Origin of the sequence: Bacteroides sp. ET336 (genome assembly GCF_024733815.1) — a bacterium.
GTDB lineage: Bacteria > Bacteroidota > Bacteroidia > Bacteroidales > Bacteroidaceae > Phocaeicola > Phocaeicola cellulolyticus.
This window is the reverse complement of sequence record NZ_JANRHK010000007.1, coordinates 38,743-57,012: the sequence shown is the minus strand read 5'-3', so window position 1 is coordinate 57,012 and position 18,270 is coordinate 38,743. Positions and strand designations below refer to the sequence as shown.

Below are 18,270 nucleotides of genomic sequence, written 5' to 3'. Positions count from 1 at the left end.
AATATATTTAATTGGTATATTGGGGCGCCTTTTAAGCGGCATGGCTTTAAATGGTGTCGGTAATACATTAAAATTAGATATATATGGAAAATATTGGAACAGGTCTGATGCTGATGCTCGTAGGTATGTGCACGGTATTCGTAATCCTTCTCATTATTATCTGGCTTAGTACTCTTCTGATTAAGGCGGTTAACAAATTTGCTCCACCTGAAGAGGAAGTCAAACGTAAGCCTGCAGTAGCAACCGTTTCATTGGAAGAGGATTCCGTGAAGGCTATTAACATTGCGGTGGAAAAACTTACAGGTGGTAAGGGCAAGGTAATGAAAATTGAGAAGTTGAATTGATTAAAGAAATGAAAACACATTAAGAAAATGGAAAAAGAAGTAAAATTCAGTCTGGTCTTCCGCGATATGTGGCAGAGCGCCGGAAAATATGTACCACGTGTTGACCAATTGGTAAAGATAGCTCCTGTGATAGTGGAAATGGGATGCTTTGACAGAGTTGAGACTAACGGAGGCGGTTTTGAACAGGTAAATCTGCTGTTTGGCGAAAATCCTAATAAGGCTGTGAGAGAATGGACAAAGCCTTTTCACGAAGCAGGCATCCAGACACATATGTTGGATCGTGCATTGAACGGACTGAGAATGAGTCCTGTTCCGGCAGATGTAAGAAAACTGTTCTACAAGGTAAAGAAGGCTCAGGGAACTGACATTACACGTACTTTCTGCGGACTGAATGATGTTCGTAATATAATCCCGTCAATAGGATATGCACACGATGCAGGAATGATTTCACAGTGCTGCTTGTGTATCACTTATTCTCCTATACATACTGTTGAGTATTATCTTGATATGGCGAAGAAACTTATCGACGCAGGATGCGATGAAATATGCATCAAGGATATGGCAGGTATCGGACGTCCTGTGTTCCTCGGAAAACTTGTTGCCGGAATAAAGAAGATAAAGGATATAACCATACAGTATCACTCTCATGCAGGTCCGGGTTTCAATATGGCTTCTATTCTTGAGGTTTGCAAGGCTGGATGCGACTATGTGGATTGCGGTATGGATCCTTTGTCATGGGGAACAGGTCATGCCGACATTATCAGTATGCAGGCAATGTTGAAGGATGCAGGTTTCAAGGTTAAGGAAATCAATATGAATGCCTATATGAAGGCAAGAACCATGATTCAGGAATTCATGGACGACTTCCTTGGATTGTATATCAGCCCTAAGAACCGTATGATGAACTCATTGCTTGTAGGTCCGGGACTTCCGGGAGGTATGATGGGCAGCTTGATGGCTGACCTTGAAACTAATCTTGAATCTATAAATAAGTATAAGGCAAAGAATAATCTGCCACTTATGACTCAGGATGAATTGCTTATCAAGTTGTTCGATGAGGTGTCATACGTATGGCCGCGTGTAGGTTATCCTTGTCTGGTAACTCCTTTCAGCCAGTATGTCAAGAATCTGGCAATGATGAATGTCATTCAGATGGAAAAAGGCAAGGAACGCTGGGCTATGATAGCAGACGATGTATGGGATATGATACTCGGCAAGGCTGGAGCATTGGCTGGTCCGTTGGCAGATGAGATAGTTGAAAAGGCAAAGAGCGAAGGCAGAACATTCTTTACAGGCAATCCTCAGGACAATTATCCGGATCAGCTTGACAAATACCGTCAGATGATGGCTGAAAAAGGATGGGAGACAGGTCAGGATGATGAAGAACTGTTCGAATATGCTATGCATCCTGCTCAGTATGAGGCATACAAGAGCGGAAAGGCTAAGGCAGACTTCCTGGCAGACGTGGAGAAACGCCGTGCTGAGGCTGAAGGCGGTTCAATGCCTAAGGAAGGTACTCAGGTGCTCACTGTAGATGTGAACGGAAAGCCTTATCGTGTGACTGTAGCTTTCGGTGACACTGCATTGCCAGCACAGTCTGCATCTGCTGATGGCGCTCAGCAGGCTGCTGCATCTGGCGAGGGCAAGGATGTGCTTTCTCCGCTTGAAGGAAAATTCTATCTCACTAAATCGGCTCAGGAAACACCTTTGAAGGTTGGCGATAAGGTTAATCCGGGCGACACTCTCTGCTATATTGAAGCAATGAAGACTTATATAGCAGTCAATGCCGAGTTTGGCGGTACTGTAACTGCCATCTGCATGAACTCAGGCGACTCTGTTTCTGAAGATGATGTATTAATGAAGATAAAGTGATAGATGTATGGAAGAGATTTTTGAACGATTATACGATATGACTGCGTTCAGCAATATCATTGCCGATCCGCGGTTCTTGATAATGTATGCCATAGCTTTCGTACTGCTTTATCTGGGTATAAAGAAACAGTACGAACCGCTGTTGCTTGTGCCGATAGCTTTCGGTGTGTTGCTTGCCAATTTCCCTGGAGGGGAGATGGGAGTGATACAGGCCGATGAGAACGGTATGGTGATGGTGAATGGCGTGATGAAGAATATATGGGAAATGCCTCTGCATGAGATAGCACACGAACTGGGACTGATGAACTTCATTTATTATATGCTCATCAAGACAGGTTTCCTTCCTCCGGTAATATTTATGGGTGTGGGTGCGCTGACCGACTTCGGCCCTATGCTGCGTAATCTCCGTCTTTCAATTTTCGGGGCTGCTGCTCAGTTGGGTATTTTTGCAGTATTGCTTGTTGCCATTATGGTTGGCTTCACTCCTCAGGAAGCTGCTTCATTGGGTATAATAGGTGGAGCTGACGGTCCTACAGCGATATTTACTACTATCAAGCTGGCTCCTCATCTGCTTGGTCCTATAGCTATTGCGGCTTATTCGTATATGGCACTTGTTCCTGTAATCATACCATTGGTGGTAAGACTATGGTGTACCAAAAAGGAACTCAGTATAAATATGAAGGAACAGGAAAAGATGTATCCTCCTACTATAGAAATAAAGAATATGCGTGTGCTGAAAATAATATTCCCTATAGCGGTTACTACTATAGTGGCATTGTTCGTGCCAAGCGCTGTTCCATTGGTAGGTATGCTGATGTTCGGTAATCTTGTGAAGGAAATAGGTTCGAACACATCACGTCTGTTCGATGCCGCATCAAACAGCATAATGAATGCCGCAACCATTTTCCTCGGTATCTCGGTTGGTGCAACAATGACTACTGACGCTTTCCTGAACTGGACAACAATAGGTATCGTGATTGGAGGTTTTCTTGCTTTCGGCCTTTCAATATCAGGTGGTATTTTCTTTGTCAAGATCTATAATCTGTTTACAAAGAAGAAAATCAATCCGCTTATCGGTGCGACAGGATTGAGTGCCGTGCCTATGGCGAGTCGTGTGGCAAACGAGATAGCACTGAAATATGATCCTAAAAACCACGTGTTGCAGTATTGTATGGCAAGTAATATCTCCGGAGTGATAGGTTCTGCGGTGGCTGCCGGTGTACTTATTTCTTTCCTTGGCTAAAATTCTTTAAGTGCGTTTGTTAAAGTTTTTTATAGCAAAACTGCACAATATTAAAGAAAAGTGAGCAAAAGTGGCGTATATTGTAAATAAAGCAGTATATTTGCAGACGTAATAACAAATTTAAATATATGAGTTATAATTTGCTTAAAGGAAAAAGGGGTATTATTTTCGGTGCCCTTAACGAACAGTCTATAGCATGGAAAGTTGCAGAGAAAGCTGTAGAAGAAGGTGCAATAATCACATTGTCAAATACTCCTGTAGCAGTACGTATGGGTGAAGTTTCTGCTTTGGCAGAAAAATTGAACTGTGAGGTTATACCTGCCGACGCAACAAGCGTTGAAGATCTTGAAAATGTCTTCAAGCGTTCTATGGAAGTATTGGGAGGAAAGATAGACTTTGTATTGCACTCTATCGGTATGTCTCCAAATGTTCGTAAAAAACGTACATACGATGACTTGGATTACGATATGTTGAGCAAGACTCTTGATATCTCGGCTGTTTCATTCCACAAAATGATTCAGTGTGCAAAAAAACTTGATGCCATAAATGAATATGGTTCAATCCTTGCATTGAGTTATGTTGCTGCTCAGCGTACATTCTACGGATATAACGATATGGCTGATGCCAAAGCTCTGCTTGAATCAATAGCACGTAGCTTCGGATATATTTACGGTCGTGAACATCATGTTCGTATCAACACTATTTCACAGTCGCCTACTATGACTACTGCGGGATCGGGTGTTAAGGGAATGGACAAATTGTTCGACTTTGCTAACCGTATGTCTCCTCTTGGTAATGCTTCTGCAGATGAATGTGCAGACTACTGTATCGTGATGTTCTCTGACTTGACTAAGAAGGTTACTATGCAGAACCTTTACCACGATGGTGGTTTCTCAAGTGTAGGTATGAGTCTCCGTGCAATGGCTACATACGAAAAGGGACTTGACGAATATAAAGATGAAAATGGTAACATTATCTACGGATAATTGATTTTTAATGCGAAACATTTTAATCATAATATTAAGTTTATTAGTGCTTTCTGCCTGTCGCGATGACAGGCAGGAAGACTTTTTTTTATCTGAAGGAAAGATAAAAATCCACAGATACGACAGATTGCAGTTTGAAGCTTCTGCGCTGAACAGCTTCACTTCGCTGCAAAAAATGAATATGGATTTCCCTCATGCGACAAAAATTCTTATCGAGGATGTTCTGGCACTGGGATCGGTGAATGATGAGAAAATAAACGACCGGTTATGTGCATATTATTCCGATACTTCTCTTGTAAATCTGATGCTTGATGTGGAAGATAAGTATAAGGACCTCGGTAGTTTTGAAAAAGAACTGACAAAAGCTTTTGTTAATCTGAAGAAGGAACTTCCGTCTATGACAGTGCCGGCAGTATATTCACAAATATCGGCATTGAACCAGTCTATAGTAGTATCTGACAGTCTTATAGGAATAAGCCTTGACAAGTATATGGGTGAGGATTATCCTATGTATAAGAAGTATTATTATAATTATCAGCGTAAATCAATGTCTCCCGACAGAATAGTGCCTGACTGTATTTCATTTTATCTGTTGGGGCTATATCCTTTCCCATGGGAGAAAGACCACCGCTCGCTGTTCGATATTATGATGTACAGGGGGAAGATTGCGTGGATTACTGAGAAAGTGCTTGGTGAGAGCGATTACGGAGCCCGTATTTTGGGATATGATAAGGAACAATTGGCATGGTGTGAGAAAAATAAGAAATCGTTTATTGAGTGGGTGGAGAAATCAAGACACCTCGAAAGTACAGACCCGATGATTATCCGTGCCTATATACAGCCAACTCCAAATAAAATCCTTAAAGATGAAGTACCGCCGATGATAGGTGTCTGGATGGGAATGCAGTATATAAATGCATATATGAAGAAAAATCCGGATGTAACGATAGAGAAGCTTCTGGAAGATACTGATTATGAAGGAATGTTGATGGACATTGATATTTAGTATTCAAATAGAAAATATGGAGACAGCATTATATTTATTGCCGGTAACGTTGGGAGATACATCTGTAGAGAAGGTTCTGCCGGTATATAACAAGGAAATTATCAGTGAAATAAAATACTTTATAGTCGAAGATGTTCGTTCGGCACGACGATTTCTGAAGAAAGTGGATCATTCTATCGTTATTGATGATTTGACATTCTTTACACTGAACAAACATACTTCTCCCGAAGATATTTCAGGCTTTCTGAAACCTTTGGCTGAAGGGAATTCCATGGGAGTAATATCTGAGGCGGGTTGTCCTGCAGTTGCCGATCCGGGAGCTGATGTGGTGGCGATAGCACAGCGCAAGAACTATAAGGTGGTTCCGCTAGTCGGTCCTTCTTCCATAATACTTTCGGTTATGGCATCAGGATTTAACGGTCAGAGTTTTGCGTTTCATGGATATTTGCCTATTGATGCCAATGAGAGGATTAAAAGGCTTAAAGAACTTGAAAACAGAGTATATTCGGAAAATCAGACACAATTGTTTATAGAAACTCCATACAGGAACAATAAGATGATGGAGGATATAATGAAAGCTTGTCGTCCGCAGACAAAGTTGTGTATAGCAGCTAATATTACTTGCGAAGGTGAATATATCAAGACTCGTACTTTGAAGGAATGGCACGGGAAACTGCCTGACTTGTCAAAGATTCCGTGTATATTCCTTATTTACAAATAAAATTCTTTCCATAAGCTGGCAGCGTCTTTAAGATGTTCCAGCTCTTTTTTTATGGATTTGTTCAATTGGTGCTGGTCGTTTTCCATATCTTCAAACTTGAAGAACTTTCCTTCAAGTCTTATGTCGCTTTCAGCTTTTAAGGGCAGTATGAATAAAAGAATGTTATTGCATATTCCGCATGAGCATTCTTCGCTATACTGTAATATAAGTCGTGGCTGAATGTTTTTTCCAGTAAATCTCTTGGCTGTTTTGGTGGCATACTTTATGCAGTCTTCTACTGTACCTTCAAGGTTTCTTTCAATAGGAAGGTCCCACACTTGTGATGACATGTTTTTGTTAGAGAGCAGGAGCTTTCCGTTACATATTGGTGCTATGCGTATTATGTTTTGTTTTGACAGATCGATTTTTGCCACAAAATGTATTCCCAATGTATTTATAATAAGGCAAATAATGTATATCGACACAGGAACGACATTTATCATGAAAAAGCGTCCTTCCGGACTCCAGTCGTGATTCAGTGTCTTTATTATATACAGAATTATGAGGTGAACCGATGAAAGAACAATGATTATTTTTGTCTCGAACTTATATGAAAAGCATATCCTTATGCCTAGTTTGCTGACAATGTCCTTATATAATTCGGGGGCAGTGTGATAAATGAAAGCAAATGCCATCAGCGAGAACTCTACGGTAGGAGTGATGGTATTGAGAGGTACATATTTATATCCCCAAAACAATCTGAGAACAAAACATGTACCTATACCCAGTGTACCAAGCAGGAGAAAAAAATTCAGGTCTTTCATCTTGATAATGTTGTATGTAAGCATTATCAGACTCATGAATAATCCTACTCCCAGCATCTCCGTATTGGGGAAGAAATGCAGACCTATTAATGTGATTATGATTGGTAAAAGTCCTATTGATACGATTTTGTTTCTTAGATTCATGCCCATATTCTGTTTGTTCTCTTTCATTATATATCAAAGTTTCAACAAACAAAATACCGTGATTGTTCACTTGTGGATGATATGTTTTTCCGCATGATATGATGAACGTACCAGTGGACCGCTTTCTACAGTCTTGAATCCCTTGTTTTCTCCTGTTATTCTATACTCTTCGAACTGTTCCGGTGTGACATATTCCGCTACAGGATAGTGCTTATGCGAAGGCTGCAGGTATTGGCCTATTGTCAGTATCTTGCATCCTGCTTCAAGCAAGTCGTCCATAGTTTCCAGAACTTCTTCCTTAGTCTCGCCAAGTCCTACCATTATTCCTGATTTTGCTGTAATTCCGCTTTCCGAAATTTGTTTTATCACGTTGAGACTTGTGTCATATTTTGCTACGCTTCTTACCAGCGGACTGATTCTCCTTACGGTCTCCATGTTGTGTGACAGGATATCAGGTCTTGCCTCTATTACCTTACTGACCAGTTCCGGTTTACCCTGGAAGTCCGGTATCAGAGCTTCGATAGTAGTTTCTGGATTGACTTCTTTTATCTTCTGCAGAGTCTTTGCCCAGTGTGATGCTCCAAGGTCTTCAAGGTCGTCTCTGTCAACTGATGTGATAACTGCGTGGTTGAGTTTCATTAGTTTTATTGATTCTGCCACGTTTGCCGGTTCGTTTTCATCGAGTGGGAGAGGCTTTCCTGTGCATGTATTGCAGAATTTGCATGAACGCGTACATATAGCTCCGCAAATCATGAATGTAGCCGTACCTTTGCCCCAGCATTCGCCCATATTGGGACAGCGGCCGCTGCTGCATATAGTGTGAAGTTTATGTGTATCTACAATTTTTTTTGTTTCTGCATATCTGGCGTTGGCTCCGATACTTATCTTCAGCCATTCCGGTTTTCTGATGTGTGTCATAGTATGTTTGTTTATAGGTAGGCTATTATTTATAAGTTACAAGTTGACGAGTTAACGAGTTGACAAGGTTTCCATTAAGTTATAAACCTTGTCAACTTGTCAACCGGAGCCTTGTCAACTTTGGAGTTGAGCCTGCGAAACTACAGATTGTTGATAAAGAATTCACTAACTCTGGTCATAAGGTGGTGTCTGGTATTACCACCGAATATGCTGTGATTACGGTTTGTGTAAACCTGCATATCAAACTGTTTGCCGGCCTGTACAAGCGCTTCCGCATATTCTGCACAGTTCTGATAGTGGACATTGTCATCGGCTGTTCCATGGATAAGCAACAGGTTACCTTTTAGGTTTTTGGCTCTGCTGATAGCCGAACCTGCTTCGTATCCTTCACCGTTTTCTTTAGGAGTACGCATGAATCTTTCCGTATATACAGTGTCGTAGTATTTCCAGCATGAAGGTGCTGCTATAGCAACTCCGGCTTTGAAAGCTCCGCTTCCGTCACTCATTGACATAAGTGTGTTATAGCCGCCGAAGCTCCATCCCCAGATACCGATTCTCTTTCCGTCAACGTATGGCAGTGAACTAAGGTATTTGGCTGTTTCAACCTGGTCTTCCGACTCTTTCACACCGAGATACATGTATGTACATTTTTCGAATTCAGCTCCGCGTCCGCCTGTTCCGCGTCCGTCAACACATACCATGATGTAGCCTTTGTCGCACATATATGCTTCGAACATACCTCCGTCGCTGAAACTTCCGATGCCCCATTTGTCGAGTACCTGCTGTGATCCGGGACCGCTGTACTGGTGCATGATTACCGGATATTTCTTGCTTGGGTTGAAGTTTACAGGTTTCATTATCCAGCCGTTCAGTTCCGTTCCGTTGCTTGTCTTGAAAGTAAAGAATTCTTTCTGTGGCAAGTTCAGCGATTTGGTCTGTTCTTTAAGTTCTTTATTGTCGAGCAGAGTTACAATTTCTTTTCCCTTATTGTTGTTGATTGTGATAAGGGTAGGAGTAGTCATGTTTGAGAAAGTATTTATGAAATATTCCATATTGCTGCTGAAGATGGCATTGTTTGTACCTTCTCTCTTCGAAAGCTTTGTAACTTCTCCTTTTTTGTTGACCTTGAATATGGCAGTTCTAAGAGGGCTGTTGTCGTATCCTCTATAGTAGAATTCATTTGTATTCTGATTCCATCCTAAGAAGTCTGTCACTTCGTACTTTCCTTTTGTAATCTGTCTTACAAGGTTACCGCCTATGGTGTAAAGATACAGATGATTGAATCCGTCTCTTTCGCTCATCATCACTATATTGTCTGTAAAGAACTCCATATTTGCATATGCAGGCTCCTTGATGTATTGCTCTGCCTCGTCACGAATAGTCAGTTTGCAGATTCCGCTTCTAGGATTAGCCATATACATGTCGAATCTGTTCTGATGGCGGTTAAGAGTCATTATAGCCAGTTTTTCCGGATCGGATGTAAACTTGATGCGAGGAATATATCCGTCTTCATCAAGCGGCAAGTCCATTTTTCTTGTAACCTTGCTCTTGATGTCAAAAGTATGTACTGTGACTTTAGAGTTTACTTCTCCGGCTTTAGGGTATTTGTATTCGTAAGCTCCCGGATAGTATTCGTATTCGCTTTTTTCAGGTGCCATGCCTTTATACCAAGGGAAAGAGAACTGTTTTACCTGACTCTCATCAAATCTGATGTATGCAATCATTTTGCTGTCGGCGCTGAACTCGAATGCTCTGTTGAAGCCGAATTCTTCTTCATAAACCCAGTCTGGGATACCGTTAAGAACTTTGTTGTATTCTCCGTCCTTTGTCACCTGCGATTCACTCTTCCCGAAAAGAAGCTTCACAAGATATATGTTATTGTTTCTTACGAATGCTATCTGGAAACCGTCCGGTGAGAAAAGAGGAACCTGTTGCGGACCGTTCTTTGACAGAGGTTCCATCTTGTTGTTCTTTACGTTGTAGATATAATATTCGGCTGTAAACGAACGTCTGTATATAGGCTTCGTTTCTGTCTGTATCAGGATTAGCTTTTCGTCGGGCGACATGATATAGTCGTCGAATGATTTAAGACTGCAGTCGCGGGCTGTTGTTACGTCGAAAATTGTTCCGACTTCTTCTCCTGTCTTGAATGAGTACTTTACTATTCTTTTCTTGTCGGCACTGATCTGAGTGTAATGTTCGCCGTCAAGCATTGGTCTGAGACCGTAAATATTCTTTGCACGGTATGTTCCGTTAGCAACATCTTTTAGAGTTACCTTTTCTGCATGAATGCCGAATGTCAATCCGACAATCATTAGCAATAGTGCGAATAATCTTTTCATGCGTAAATAAATTTAATGTTATAGTTCTTCTTTTTGTTCTATTCCTATTTTGTCTTTATTCTCTATTTCCGTAGAGTTCTGTTGCGGTAATTTTTTTATTTCTTTGTTTTCCTTTATCTCTTCATCCTTTTTTTCTTCCTTATCCTTTATGCCGAACAGCCATCTGAAGAATCTGACGAAGGCATTCCTTTTCTTAACTTTTGTAGTATTTCCTATTGTAGTTTCCTCTTTATCCGGAAGTTTCGTAGAAATAATTGAATCACTGCCTATAGAATCGTTTGCAATGATAGTACTGTCGCTTAAAAGTTTGTTTTTTATGATACTGTCGTTTATAATACTGTCCTGAATCAAAGTGTCAGGTCTCAATATAGTACTGTCATTTAATGTGATGAGACTGTCACCGGCAATTTCCTTTATCGGATTATTCTCTATTACTACCGGTTTAGGTACAGGTATCTTGAATGCAATAGGTACTGAATATTTGCATCTTACCTTTACACCATGGTCAGAAGCAGGTGTCCATCTTGGCATGCCTTTAATCAGGTTCATGGCAACTGAGTCAAGCGATGCTTCCAGTCTTCTGACTACTTTGGGACTTGTAATATCACCGTTTTTCTCTACGACAAACTGCATTACTATCACACCTTCAATCTTGTTTCTTTTTGCTTCTTCAGGATATTTCAGGTTACGGTCTATGTATCTCTTGAAGTATTTCATCCCTCCGGGATATTCAGGCATTGTTTCTACACTGGAATAAATCTTTTCACCGCTTTTCTTTCGCATCACAATAGGATATGCATCTTTCTGATTCATGAGGAACGGACTTACGGTCATAGAAATGTTTTCCATTCCGTCGGCTCTGATTATTATGTAATGATTGAAGTCGGCATCAATGGAGAACAGACCTATCTCGTCGGTTGTGGCATATCTTCCTGTTCCCTGTATGCTTACAGTTGCTCCCGTAATAGGTTCGCCGTCCTCGGTTGTTACTATTCCTTCAATATTGAAGGTGCTGTTTTCCTGTTTGAATCTTAATATATCTTCCTTTGTGTCTATACAGAAATTCAGTACTGTATTTTCTTCATCCAGGGTAAATGTTTTCTCTGGGTTCTTGGTATCTTCGTTCAGATAGATGTTTGCTGTTCGTTTATAGTTCTTTGGAATTTCATATTCGAAATTGATAATTCCGCATGAATCAACTTTATAAACTTCGCTTCTTCCTGTTATTTTTAGAAAAATTTTTGTCTGAGGTTCACCTATGGAGTTCTTAACCTCCACCTTGAATTTAGTTTTTCCGTTATCATTGATACTACTTATAATAGGATTTGCATTTGTCCTGATAACTGTCAATAATATTATGCTTGTTATATAAAGGTTAATTCTTCTCATTGATTTCATTTAAATAAAAAAGCTTTGCAAACGTTTTTAAAACCATTTGCAAAGCTAATAGTATTCTCTCTTATAAGTATAAGATGAATTGTTAATAATGATGAACTTATTGTCTGTTATTGTGTAATAACAGTCTTTTTCTTCAGACGGAAATATTTTCTCACTTTTCTGAGTTTCTCTTCCACGTGCTTGTGGCTTATCTGTATTTGTCGGCGATAAACGATACAGGTTGTTATGAAATATATACCTGTTTGTAGCCACAATGCTCTGAATTCAGTAAGTACGTCAGGCAGTGTAGCTCCCATGCTGTTGATTCTTACGAATCCGTTTATACCGAATGTAGAAGGGAATATCCAGGATACTACTTTCCAAAAATCAGGTATTGCAGCTCCCGGCCATGAAATACCGGAGATGAACAACAGTGGTACTGACGTAAATACATATATCATCATACACGATTCTCTGTGATGGATGAATATGGAGCATGTCATTGCAAAGAAAATACATGCCGACAGATACGGGAGGATGAACAGAAGCAATGTCGTCGGATTCGGAATCTGTACAAGGCTGAACATCCTGGGGACTACACACAGCACGTATGCCGATACTATTGCATAAATAAGGAAGTAAGCCAAAGATTTACCAAGCACAATTCGCAATGTACCGTTGTACTTTCTGCTTAAAGGTACAAGATCCTGAAATTTGTTCGTTTCTCTTGCCGTTCCTGCAGACAGGCCTATACCAAGCAATAAAGTTTGCTGTATAACCAGTATAAGTACGGCAGGAATAAGGAAACTGGCAAAGCCGTCCTGTGGATTGAACAGTGATATATCTTCGTATTCAATGGGAGCTGTGCCTATTTCGTCCTGGCGTGCGGTTGTATTTCCCATTCGTTCGATTTTTATATCCTTGTTCATGTCAAGCGATACGTTTGTTGTAGCCATCAGCAGAGATTTGTAATAGAGCAAACCACTCATATCGCTGAAAATGCTTACCGAAGCCTGTTTTCCCTGTGAGATATTGCGGGCAAATTCTTCGGGAATGTATATTATTCCATATACCCTTCCTTCTTCGATAAGATTCTGTGCTTCCTCCATGTCGGCACAATAGGATTGCACTTTGATGTCAGGAGTGGCATCTACCATTCGTATGAATTCCCTGCTCAGCGACGAACGGCTGTTGTCGACCACGGCAGCAGGAACATCCCTTACCACTTCTTGTGTATATATAAATGCATAGACCAGAGGGTATGCCAGAGGGACAAGAATGAAGAATATAAGTACCCCCTGATCCTTGAATACATTCTTCAGCTCTCGGGCACAAATATGGAACAGACTTGAAATACCCTGACGGACAATATTTCTAAACGGTTGATGTTTCATAATTCAATAGGGTGTTAAGGGAGATATACGTATGTTTCCATAATCTGCCTTAGTTTCTTCAGTACAAAGAAAGGCAATAGCAGGAACAGCATTAGTGCAACTACCGAATGCCAGGCATAGATTATAGGGTAACCGTTTAATGCCTGGTTTACGTATAGTAGGAAATAGTGCCTCAACGGGAACAAGTTACTCAAAGCCTGGAGGGTAGGGTGCATTGCCATTACAGGGAATGTGAAGCCTGAAATGGAGAATGACAACACTCCCCACAGTGATGCGGCACTCAGAGCAAGACGCATCGAACCGAACAATCCATAGAAGAAAATACCTACAGCCTGCGATGCCAGTACCAGCAATAATCCGGCCAATATCATGGATAGGATACCCCCATGACATGGGAAATGCATAAATCCGTACAGGTAGATATTATGGAACGTAGCCATGATGAAGAACACCAGAGTCTGAGGAAGAATCTTTCCTATCAGGGCCGTAACAATAGAATTGTCGGCAAGTGCCATCAGTTCTTTTCCTGTGTTTTCCTTTATCTCCGTTCCTAAAGTATATGCTGTTGTCATGAATATCAATAGCATAAGCACACCCGGGAAAAGAGTGTTACACAGGTAAATGGAATAATTCAGCCACGGATTGTTTATGGCATGTGTGTCTATAACAATGGGTTGCAGAAATGCCATTGCCTGATCCTCTGTTGCTCCTTTGGCATAGAGAGTGGCTCTTCCTACTGCTCCACCTGCAAGCTCGGACATTGTCCTCATATCCCTGTAAATCAGTGATCCTGCAATGAGATATGAATAGTTTGCATAGAACGAAACCTTAGGCTGTCTGCTGGCTAGTGTTTCCTCTGTTGTTCCTTCAGGAATGTAGTAGAAAGCATATATATCGCCTTTTTGTACGGCTCTGCGAGCTTCAGCCACACTGGTGTAATGCGCCACTATTTTTGTCTGCTGGAATGCATCCAGATTTCTGATTATGTTTCTTGTGGTAGATGTGTTGTCGAGGTCCACCACCCCGGCAGGCAAGTCTGTCGGCAGTCCGTTACTCATCAGAGTAGCGAAAAACACATAACAGAGCAGAGGTGCAATAATCATACAAAACAGATACATCGGTTTTGTAGCGATACGAAGCACCTCGCGCCTCATTATTTTTATAAGTTTATAGGCGGTATTCGACATATTCCTTTATTATTTTTCAATTATGGCAGACATTCCGGGACGCAAGTTCTCTACAGTATCTACAGCTTTTGCTCTAACTTCAAAAGTCTTGAGGTCGAACTGTCCTGTAGTTTTTGTAGCTTTCCATGCTGCGTAGCTTCCCAGGTCTTTCATATAGTAAACCTTTAGTACGGCATCTTTTTCAAGAGCAGGAATGTAAGCCTTTATTTCTCCACCTACTGTGAAGTCTTTAAGCAAATCCTCTCTTACGTTGAATGTAAGCCACATATCGTCAAGCTGTGCCACATTCATAATAGGAGCGCCAGTACCTACCAGTTCGCCCACTTTAGGGAAAATTTCTGTCACTTCACCGTCTGCCGATGCTACAAGATAAGTCTCGTTTATATAAGAAGATACTTCTGCTACGGCACCTTTTGCACGTTCCACCTGAGCGGCAGCCATCGCCTTATCTTCAGCCTGAGCTCCGTTCTTTGCCATTGTATATTGTGCATTTGCAGCCTTTTCTGTGGCTTTCATTGCTTCGTACTGAGCTTTAGCCTCGTCTCTTTTCTGTTCTGAGATAACTCCCTGCTCATACAGATTGTTAACTCTTTTATATGATTTCTCGGCTATTTCCAGACCTGCTTTAGCTTTTTGCCACATCTCGAAGGCAGCCTGAAGCTGTTCGGCACGAGTACCTCTGTTTGCTTTCTGGTTCATTGCCAGTGCAGCCTGTTCTGCAGCCTGAGCCTGCATCAGTTTGGCCATCACATCCGGTGCTTCAAGTATGGCAAGTGTGTCGCCGGCTTTTACCTGATCGCCTTCTGTTACGAAGTATTTCAAAATACGTCCCGGTACCTTGCTTGAAACCCTGTATTCAGTAGCTTCAGCCTGTCCCTGTATGATTTCAGGACCTTTACCAAGAGTGAAGAATCCAATAACGCTAACGATGACTATAGCAGCCACCAATGTGAAAAATGCCAGCAAAACGTTGCTGTGTTGTGATTTATCAGCCATATCTTTTTATTATTTTAATGTTCCCATTGATTTTAGTAAATACAGTTCGCTCATTTTCATGTCTATCTGAGCGTCTATTTTGCCCGATTGTGCAGAAAGCCATGCTGTTTGTGCCTCAAGTACATTGCTTGTAGGTATCACGCCTTCCTTGAAGCCGAGAGTCGCGAAACGAAGGTTTTCTTCAGCCTTGTCCATGTTCTGTTCTGCCATGTGAAGCTGTTTTGTAGCTTCGTTCACCTTATATGAGCTTTGTGTCACCTGAAGTTCCACTTTTTCCTTCACATCTTCAAGCTGGTATCTTGCAATGTTCGCTTCAGCTTTTGCAGCTCTGACTTTATAGATACCTTCTCCCCAGTGGAACACAGGAACTTTCAATACTACTCCTGCAGCCCAGAAACCTCTGAATTTGTTTTCGAAACCGTTAACAAGTGAAGGATTTGTTACTGCATAGTTTGCTGTAAGGGCAAGCGAAGGAAGGAATTCCGAACGTACCACGTTAACTTTCTGTCTGTATATCTGCGATGCCAGTTCAAGGCTTTTAAGTTCATGTCTGTTGGCTAAAGCAGTGTTTACATTACTTTCAGTATATAAATTAGGAAGTGTAAGGTTGTCCATGTTTTCATCTTCCAGAGAAATATCTGTGTCAAGAGGCAAACCGCATATCTGGCATAAAACCATCTTCGAAAGGCTCAATCCGTTTTCCACTTTCAATAGAGTCACTTCAGCTTCGTTCTTCTTAACCTTAACGCTAAGGCCGTCTGCTTTTGTTGCAACACCTTCGGCTATCATCTTGTCTATATCCGAATCAAGAGTTTCAAGCAGTTTGAGATAGCTTTCGGCCAGTTTCTTTTTGTTGACCAGAGATACAACCTGCCAATAAGCCTTGTCTGTATTCAGGATAAGGTCTTCCATACCAGTAGCATGTTGCATCTGTGCAAGCTGTTCCGCATATTTTGTAATTTTGTTGTAAGCGATGATTTTTCCGCCCATGAACAATGGTTGGGTTAGGGTAGCGGCACCGGCAAACATGTTTCGTGTATCTGTGCGGAAAGCGTCAACAAGTCCTTGACCTACTCCGTTAAGTCCGGCTGTAAGCCCTGGTATCATGCCTTGAAGCGGTTCCAATAGCGAAGCCAATATAGGATTTGATGCGGCAATCTGCTGGAATTGTTGTTGCAGTTGTGCTCCGGTTGCAGTACCGATGTTACTGATTGAATTTTTCTGCTCGTCGCTGAGCAATGAAATCTCTTTTTGCGTACGCATGTAGGTTGCCATGATGTCGAACTTGGGCAGATAGTTCGTAAATGCAGCCTTTTTGTTATAGTGGGCGGCATTTATTTTCTCCTGTGCTATACGCAGTTCCTTGTTATTCTGGATAGCAAGGTTTCTGCAACTGTCCAGTGACAGGATGCGTTGGCTGAAACCGTTTATAGTAATTCCGGCCAATAGGATAATGCTAAGAAATCTTTTCATACCAAATGAAATGTTTTTATTGTTTGGTTGTTTATGCAACATTGCAAATATATGCCTTAATAACAAATAAACAAAGGATATTGTTGAAAAGATTTCTATTTTTTATTTTATGATTGCCGATTTAGGTTTCAGGTCGATTGAATTATTAAAACGAAGTTTCTCATCAAGACTTCTTGATGCAGCATCCGGAGTCTCTGTTGTTGGGAAGCTTCCGGTTTCTATATGTTTTATTATAGGTATCATAAGTGAGTCCTGAGCTGTTCCCAACTCTCCTAATTCACCCTTGAAATTTTCTGCTTTTTCATAATCCGGCTTCAGACCACTAGTGTAATAATCGCTGAAATCTTCTGCATTGCTCAGCAGGCTGTTTGTCATCCAGAATTCTAGCATCGGGGCTTTCGCTTCGTCTGTATAGAGTTGTTGTGCAACGTTTTTTCCAAAAGTTGCAGTGCCAACCTGTATGAGTCTTCCGGCCATATATGGTCTCAGACAGTTAATCACTATTTCCGAAGCTGAAGCAGTGTTGCTTGATGTTATTACATATAAGTTTTTGTAATTTACGGGTGAACCGTTAGCCAATAATGACTGTTCGAAGTTCAGGATATCGGTCTGGTTAATCTTATCGTTATGTGTCATTTTAAGAAAGACACTTCCCATAGCTTCCTGAGGTGCAAGATTAGTGGAAACCAATTGTGCAATATTTACATATCCTCCAGGATTATATCTCAAATCGAGGATAATATCATCTACTGATTGACCTGCTATATCTTTGAACAGTTGCTTCAGATTTTCGGTATCATTGTTTCCGAATTCGTTATACATTATATATGCAACCCTTTTTCCGGCAATTTCCATTATATCGGACTTGTAGATGTTTTTGTTTTCTACAATTCTGGGTGATGGCATTTGTACCGTCTGCAAAGTGTCGAATCCTCTTTCATTCAATTTGCCCATAGTGAACAGATATGCTTCTTTAGGCGATGTGATATAAAAAAGATCAGAACTGTTTATCTTCTTATTATTGGCAGCTATAATGAGGTCTCCTCTTTTTAATCCGGCTTCCTCTGCAGGTGAATTTTCTTGGGTGTAAAGCACTCTTATACCGTACGAACCGTTCTCGGCTCTTACCATTGTACCTTCGAAACCGAAAGTAGGGGTTGTGGATGTGCTTCTTGTGGTAACGAAAACAGAATCTATGTGTGAGAATGTGGCTCCTGATTTTTTGTCTTTTGAAGAAACCATTGAACTGAGGAACTCACTCGGCTTTTTAAAGAAATTGAGTGAATTCTTGTCTGGTATGTCCTGATAGTAGAGGTATTCCTGCTGCATGGTTTCGTACATCCATGTCTGAGTTGTAATAAGCGCGTAATATTCTCCCGAACGGTCTTCACCGCATGAAGAAACAAGGGCGGATATAGCAAGTCCGCCCATTATTCCAGATATAATATTTTTCATCTTATACAT

Annotated in this window: 15 protein-coding genes; 6 read left to right on the top strand and 9 right to left on the bottom strand. The window is 41.1% G+C overall.

The window, feature by feature from the left end; translation table 11 throughout:
* Positions 1-83: 83 nt before the first annotated feature.
* The 6 genes from NW213_RS08530 (at position 84) to NW213_RS08505 (ending at position 6,172) form a co-directional block, all read left to right on the top strand.
* Complete coding sequence (locus NW213_RS08530) at positions 84-344, top strand: OadG family protein (RefSeq protein WP_154043931.1); 261 nt, start codon at positions 84-86, stop codon at positions 342-344.
* Between the two features lie 27 nt (positions 345-371).
* Positions 372-2,216 (top strand): biotin/lipoyl-containing protein, encoded by a 1,845-nt coding sequence (locus NW213_RS08525; RefSeq protein WP_258322485.1) that lies wholly within the window; start codon positions 372-374, stop codon positions 2,214-2,216.
* 7 nt (positions 2,217-2,223) lie between these two features.
* Positions 2,224-3,459 (top strand): sodium ion-translocating decarboxylase subunit beta, encoded by a 1,236-nt coding sequence (locus NW213_RS08520; protein WP_258322484.1) that lies wholly within the window; start codon positions 2,224-2,226, stop codon positions 3,457-3,459.
* A gap of 128 nt (positions 3,460-3,587) precedes the next feature.
* Complete coding sequence (locus NW213_RS08515) at positions 3,588-4,445, top strand: enoyl-ACP reductase (protein WP_154043928.1); 858 nt, start codon at positions 3,588-3,590, stop codon at positions 4,443-4,445.
* Between the two features lie 10 nt (positions 4,446-4,455).
* On the top strand, positions 4,456-5,451 hold the full coding sequence (locus tag NW213_RS08510; RefSeq protein WP_154043927.1) for a gliding motility lipoprotein GldB: 996 nt from the start codon (positions 4,456-4,458) through the stop codon (positions 5,449-5,451).
* 16 nt (positions 5,452-5,467) lie between these two features.
* On the top strand, positions 5,468-6,172 hold the full coding sequence (locus NW213_RS08505) for an SAM-dependent methyltransferase (RefSeq protein ID WP_154043926.1): 705 nt from the start codon (positions 5,468-5,470) through the stop codon (positions 6,170-6,172).
* On the opposite strand, the gene NW213_RS08500 is transcribed toward NW213_RS08505, so the two are convergent.
* From NW213_RS08500 to NW213_RS08460, 9 genes are all read right to left on the bottom strand, one after another.
* Positions 6,163-7,146, bottom strand: coding sequence for a hypothetical protein (locus NW213_RS08500; RefSeq protein WP_258322483.1), 984 nt, complete (start codon positions 7,144-7,146; stop codon positions 6,163-6,165). The two genes, NW213_RS08505 and NW213_RS08500, sit on opposite strands and share 10 nt — an antisense overlap.
* A 39-nt stretch (positions 7,147-7,185) precedes the next feature.
* The gene (lipA, locus tag NW213_RS08495; protein ID WP_258322482.1) at positions 7,186-8,037 is read right to left on the bottom strand and encodes a lipoyl synthase; all 852 of its coding nucleotides are present in this window, start codon (positions 8,035-8,037) and stop codon (positions 7,186-7,188) included.
* Between the two features lie 140 nt (positions 8,038-8,177).
* Positions 8,178-10,352 (bottom strand): S9 family peptidase, encoded by a 2,175-nt coding sequence (locus tag NW213_RS08490; RefSeq protein WP_375338128.1) that lies wholly within the window; start codon positions 10,350-10,352, stop codon positions 8,178-8,180.
* A gap of 45 nt (positions 10,353-10,397) precedes the next feature.
* On the bottom strand, positions 10,398-11,768 hold the full coding sequence (locus NW213_RS08485) for a TonB family protein (RefSeq protein WP_258322480.1): 1,371 nt from the start codon (positions 11,766-11,768) through the stop codon (positions 10,398-10,400).
* 116 nt (positions 11,769-11,884) lie between these two features.
* Complete coding sequence (locus tag NW213_RS08480; protein ID WP_258322479.1) at positions 11,885-13,150, bottom strand: ABC transporter permease; 1,266 nt, start codon at positions 13,148-13,150, stop codon at positions 11,885-11,887.
* Between the two features lie 14 nt (positions 13,151-13,164).
* Positions 13,165-14,337, bottom strand: coding sequence for an ABC transporter permease (locus NW213_RS08475; protein WP_258322478.1), 1,173 nt, complete (start codon positions 14,335-14,337; stop codon positions 13,165-13,167).
* Between the two features lie 9 nt (positions 14,338-14,346).
* The gene (locus tag NW213_RS08470; RefSeq protein ID WP_154043919.1) at positions 14,347-15,333 is read right to left on the bottom strand and encodes an HlyD family secretion protein; all 987 of its coding nucleotides are present in this window, start codon (positions 15,331-15,333) and stop codon (positions 14,347-14,349) included.
* 9 nt (positions 15,334-15,342) lie between these two features.
* Positions 15,343-16,806 (bottom strand): TolC family protein, encoded by a 1,464-nt coding sequence (locus NW213_RS08465; protein WP_204392103.1) that lies wholly within the window; start codon positions 16,804-16,806, stop codon positions 15,343-15,345.
* Positions 16,807-16,908: 102 nt separating this feature from the next.
* A complete protein-coding gene (locus NW213_RS08460; protein ID WP_258322477.1) occupies positions 16,909-18,261 on the bottom strand; it encodes a S41 family peptidase in 1,353 nt (450 codons plus the stop codon).
* Positions 18,262-18,270 lie beyond the last annotated feature (9 nt).

Bases quoted from the DNA above. Each gene is read 5' to 3' on its own strand.
- NW213_RS08530 (WP_154043931.1), top strand. From the start codon at position 84: ATGGAAAATATTGGAACAGGTCTGATGCTGATGCTCGTAGGTATGTGC.
- NW213_RS08525 (WP_258322485.1), top strand. From the start codon at position 372: ATGGAAAAAGAAGTAAAATTCAGTCTGGTCTTCCGCGATATGTGGCAG.
- NW213_RS08520 (WP_258322484.1), top strand. From the start codon at position 2,224: ATGGAAGAGATTTTTGAACGATTATACGATATGACTGCGTTCAGCAAT.
- NW213_RS08515 (WP_154043928.1), top strand. From the start codon at position 3,588: ATGAGTTATAATTTGCTTAAAGGAAAAAGGGGTATTATTTTCGGTGCC.
- NW213_RS08510 (WP_154043927.1), top strand. From the start codon at position 4,456: ATGCGAAACATTTTAATCATAATATTAAGTTTATTAGTGCTTTCTGCC.
- NW213_RS08505 (WP_154043926.1), top strand. From the start codon at position 5,468: ATGGAGACAGCATTATATTTATTGCCGGTAACGTTGGGAGATACATCT.
- NW213_RS08500 (WP_258322483.1), bottom strand. From the start codon at position 7,146: ATGAAAGAGAACAAACAGAATATGGGCATGAATCTAAGAAACAAAATC.
- lipA (WP_258322482.1), bottom strand. From the start codon at position 8,037: ATGACACACATCAGAAAACCGGAATGGCTGAAGATAAGTATCGGAGCC.
- NW213_RS08490 (WP_375338128.1), bottom strand. From the start codon at position 10,352: ATGATTGTCGGATTGACATTCGGCATTCATGCAGAAAAGGTAACTCTA.
- NW213_RS08485 (WP_258322480.1), bottom strand. From the start codon at position 11,768: ATGAGAAGAATTAACCTTTATATAACAAGCATAATATTATTGACAGTT.
- NW213_RS08480 (WP_258322479.1), bottom strand. From the start codon at position 13,150: ATGAAACATCAACCGTTTAGAAATATTGTCCGTCAGGGTATTTCAAGT.
- NW213_RS08475 (WP_258322478.1), bottom strand. From the start codon at position 14,337: ATGTCGAATACCGCCTATAAACTTATAAAAATAATGAGGCGCGAGGTG.
- NW213_RS08470 (WP_154043919.1), bottom strand. From the start codon at position 15,333: ATGGCTGATAAATCACAACACAGCAACGTTTTGCTGGCATTTTTCACA.
- NW213_RS08465 (WP_204392103.1), bottom strand. From the start codon at position 16,806: ATGAAAAGATTTCTTAGCATTATCCTATTGGCCGGAATTACTATAAAC.
- NW213_RS08460 (WP_258322477.1), bottom strand. From the start codon at position 18,261: ATGAAAAATATTATATCTGGAATAATGGGCGGACTTGCTATATCCGCC.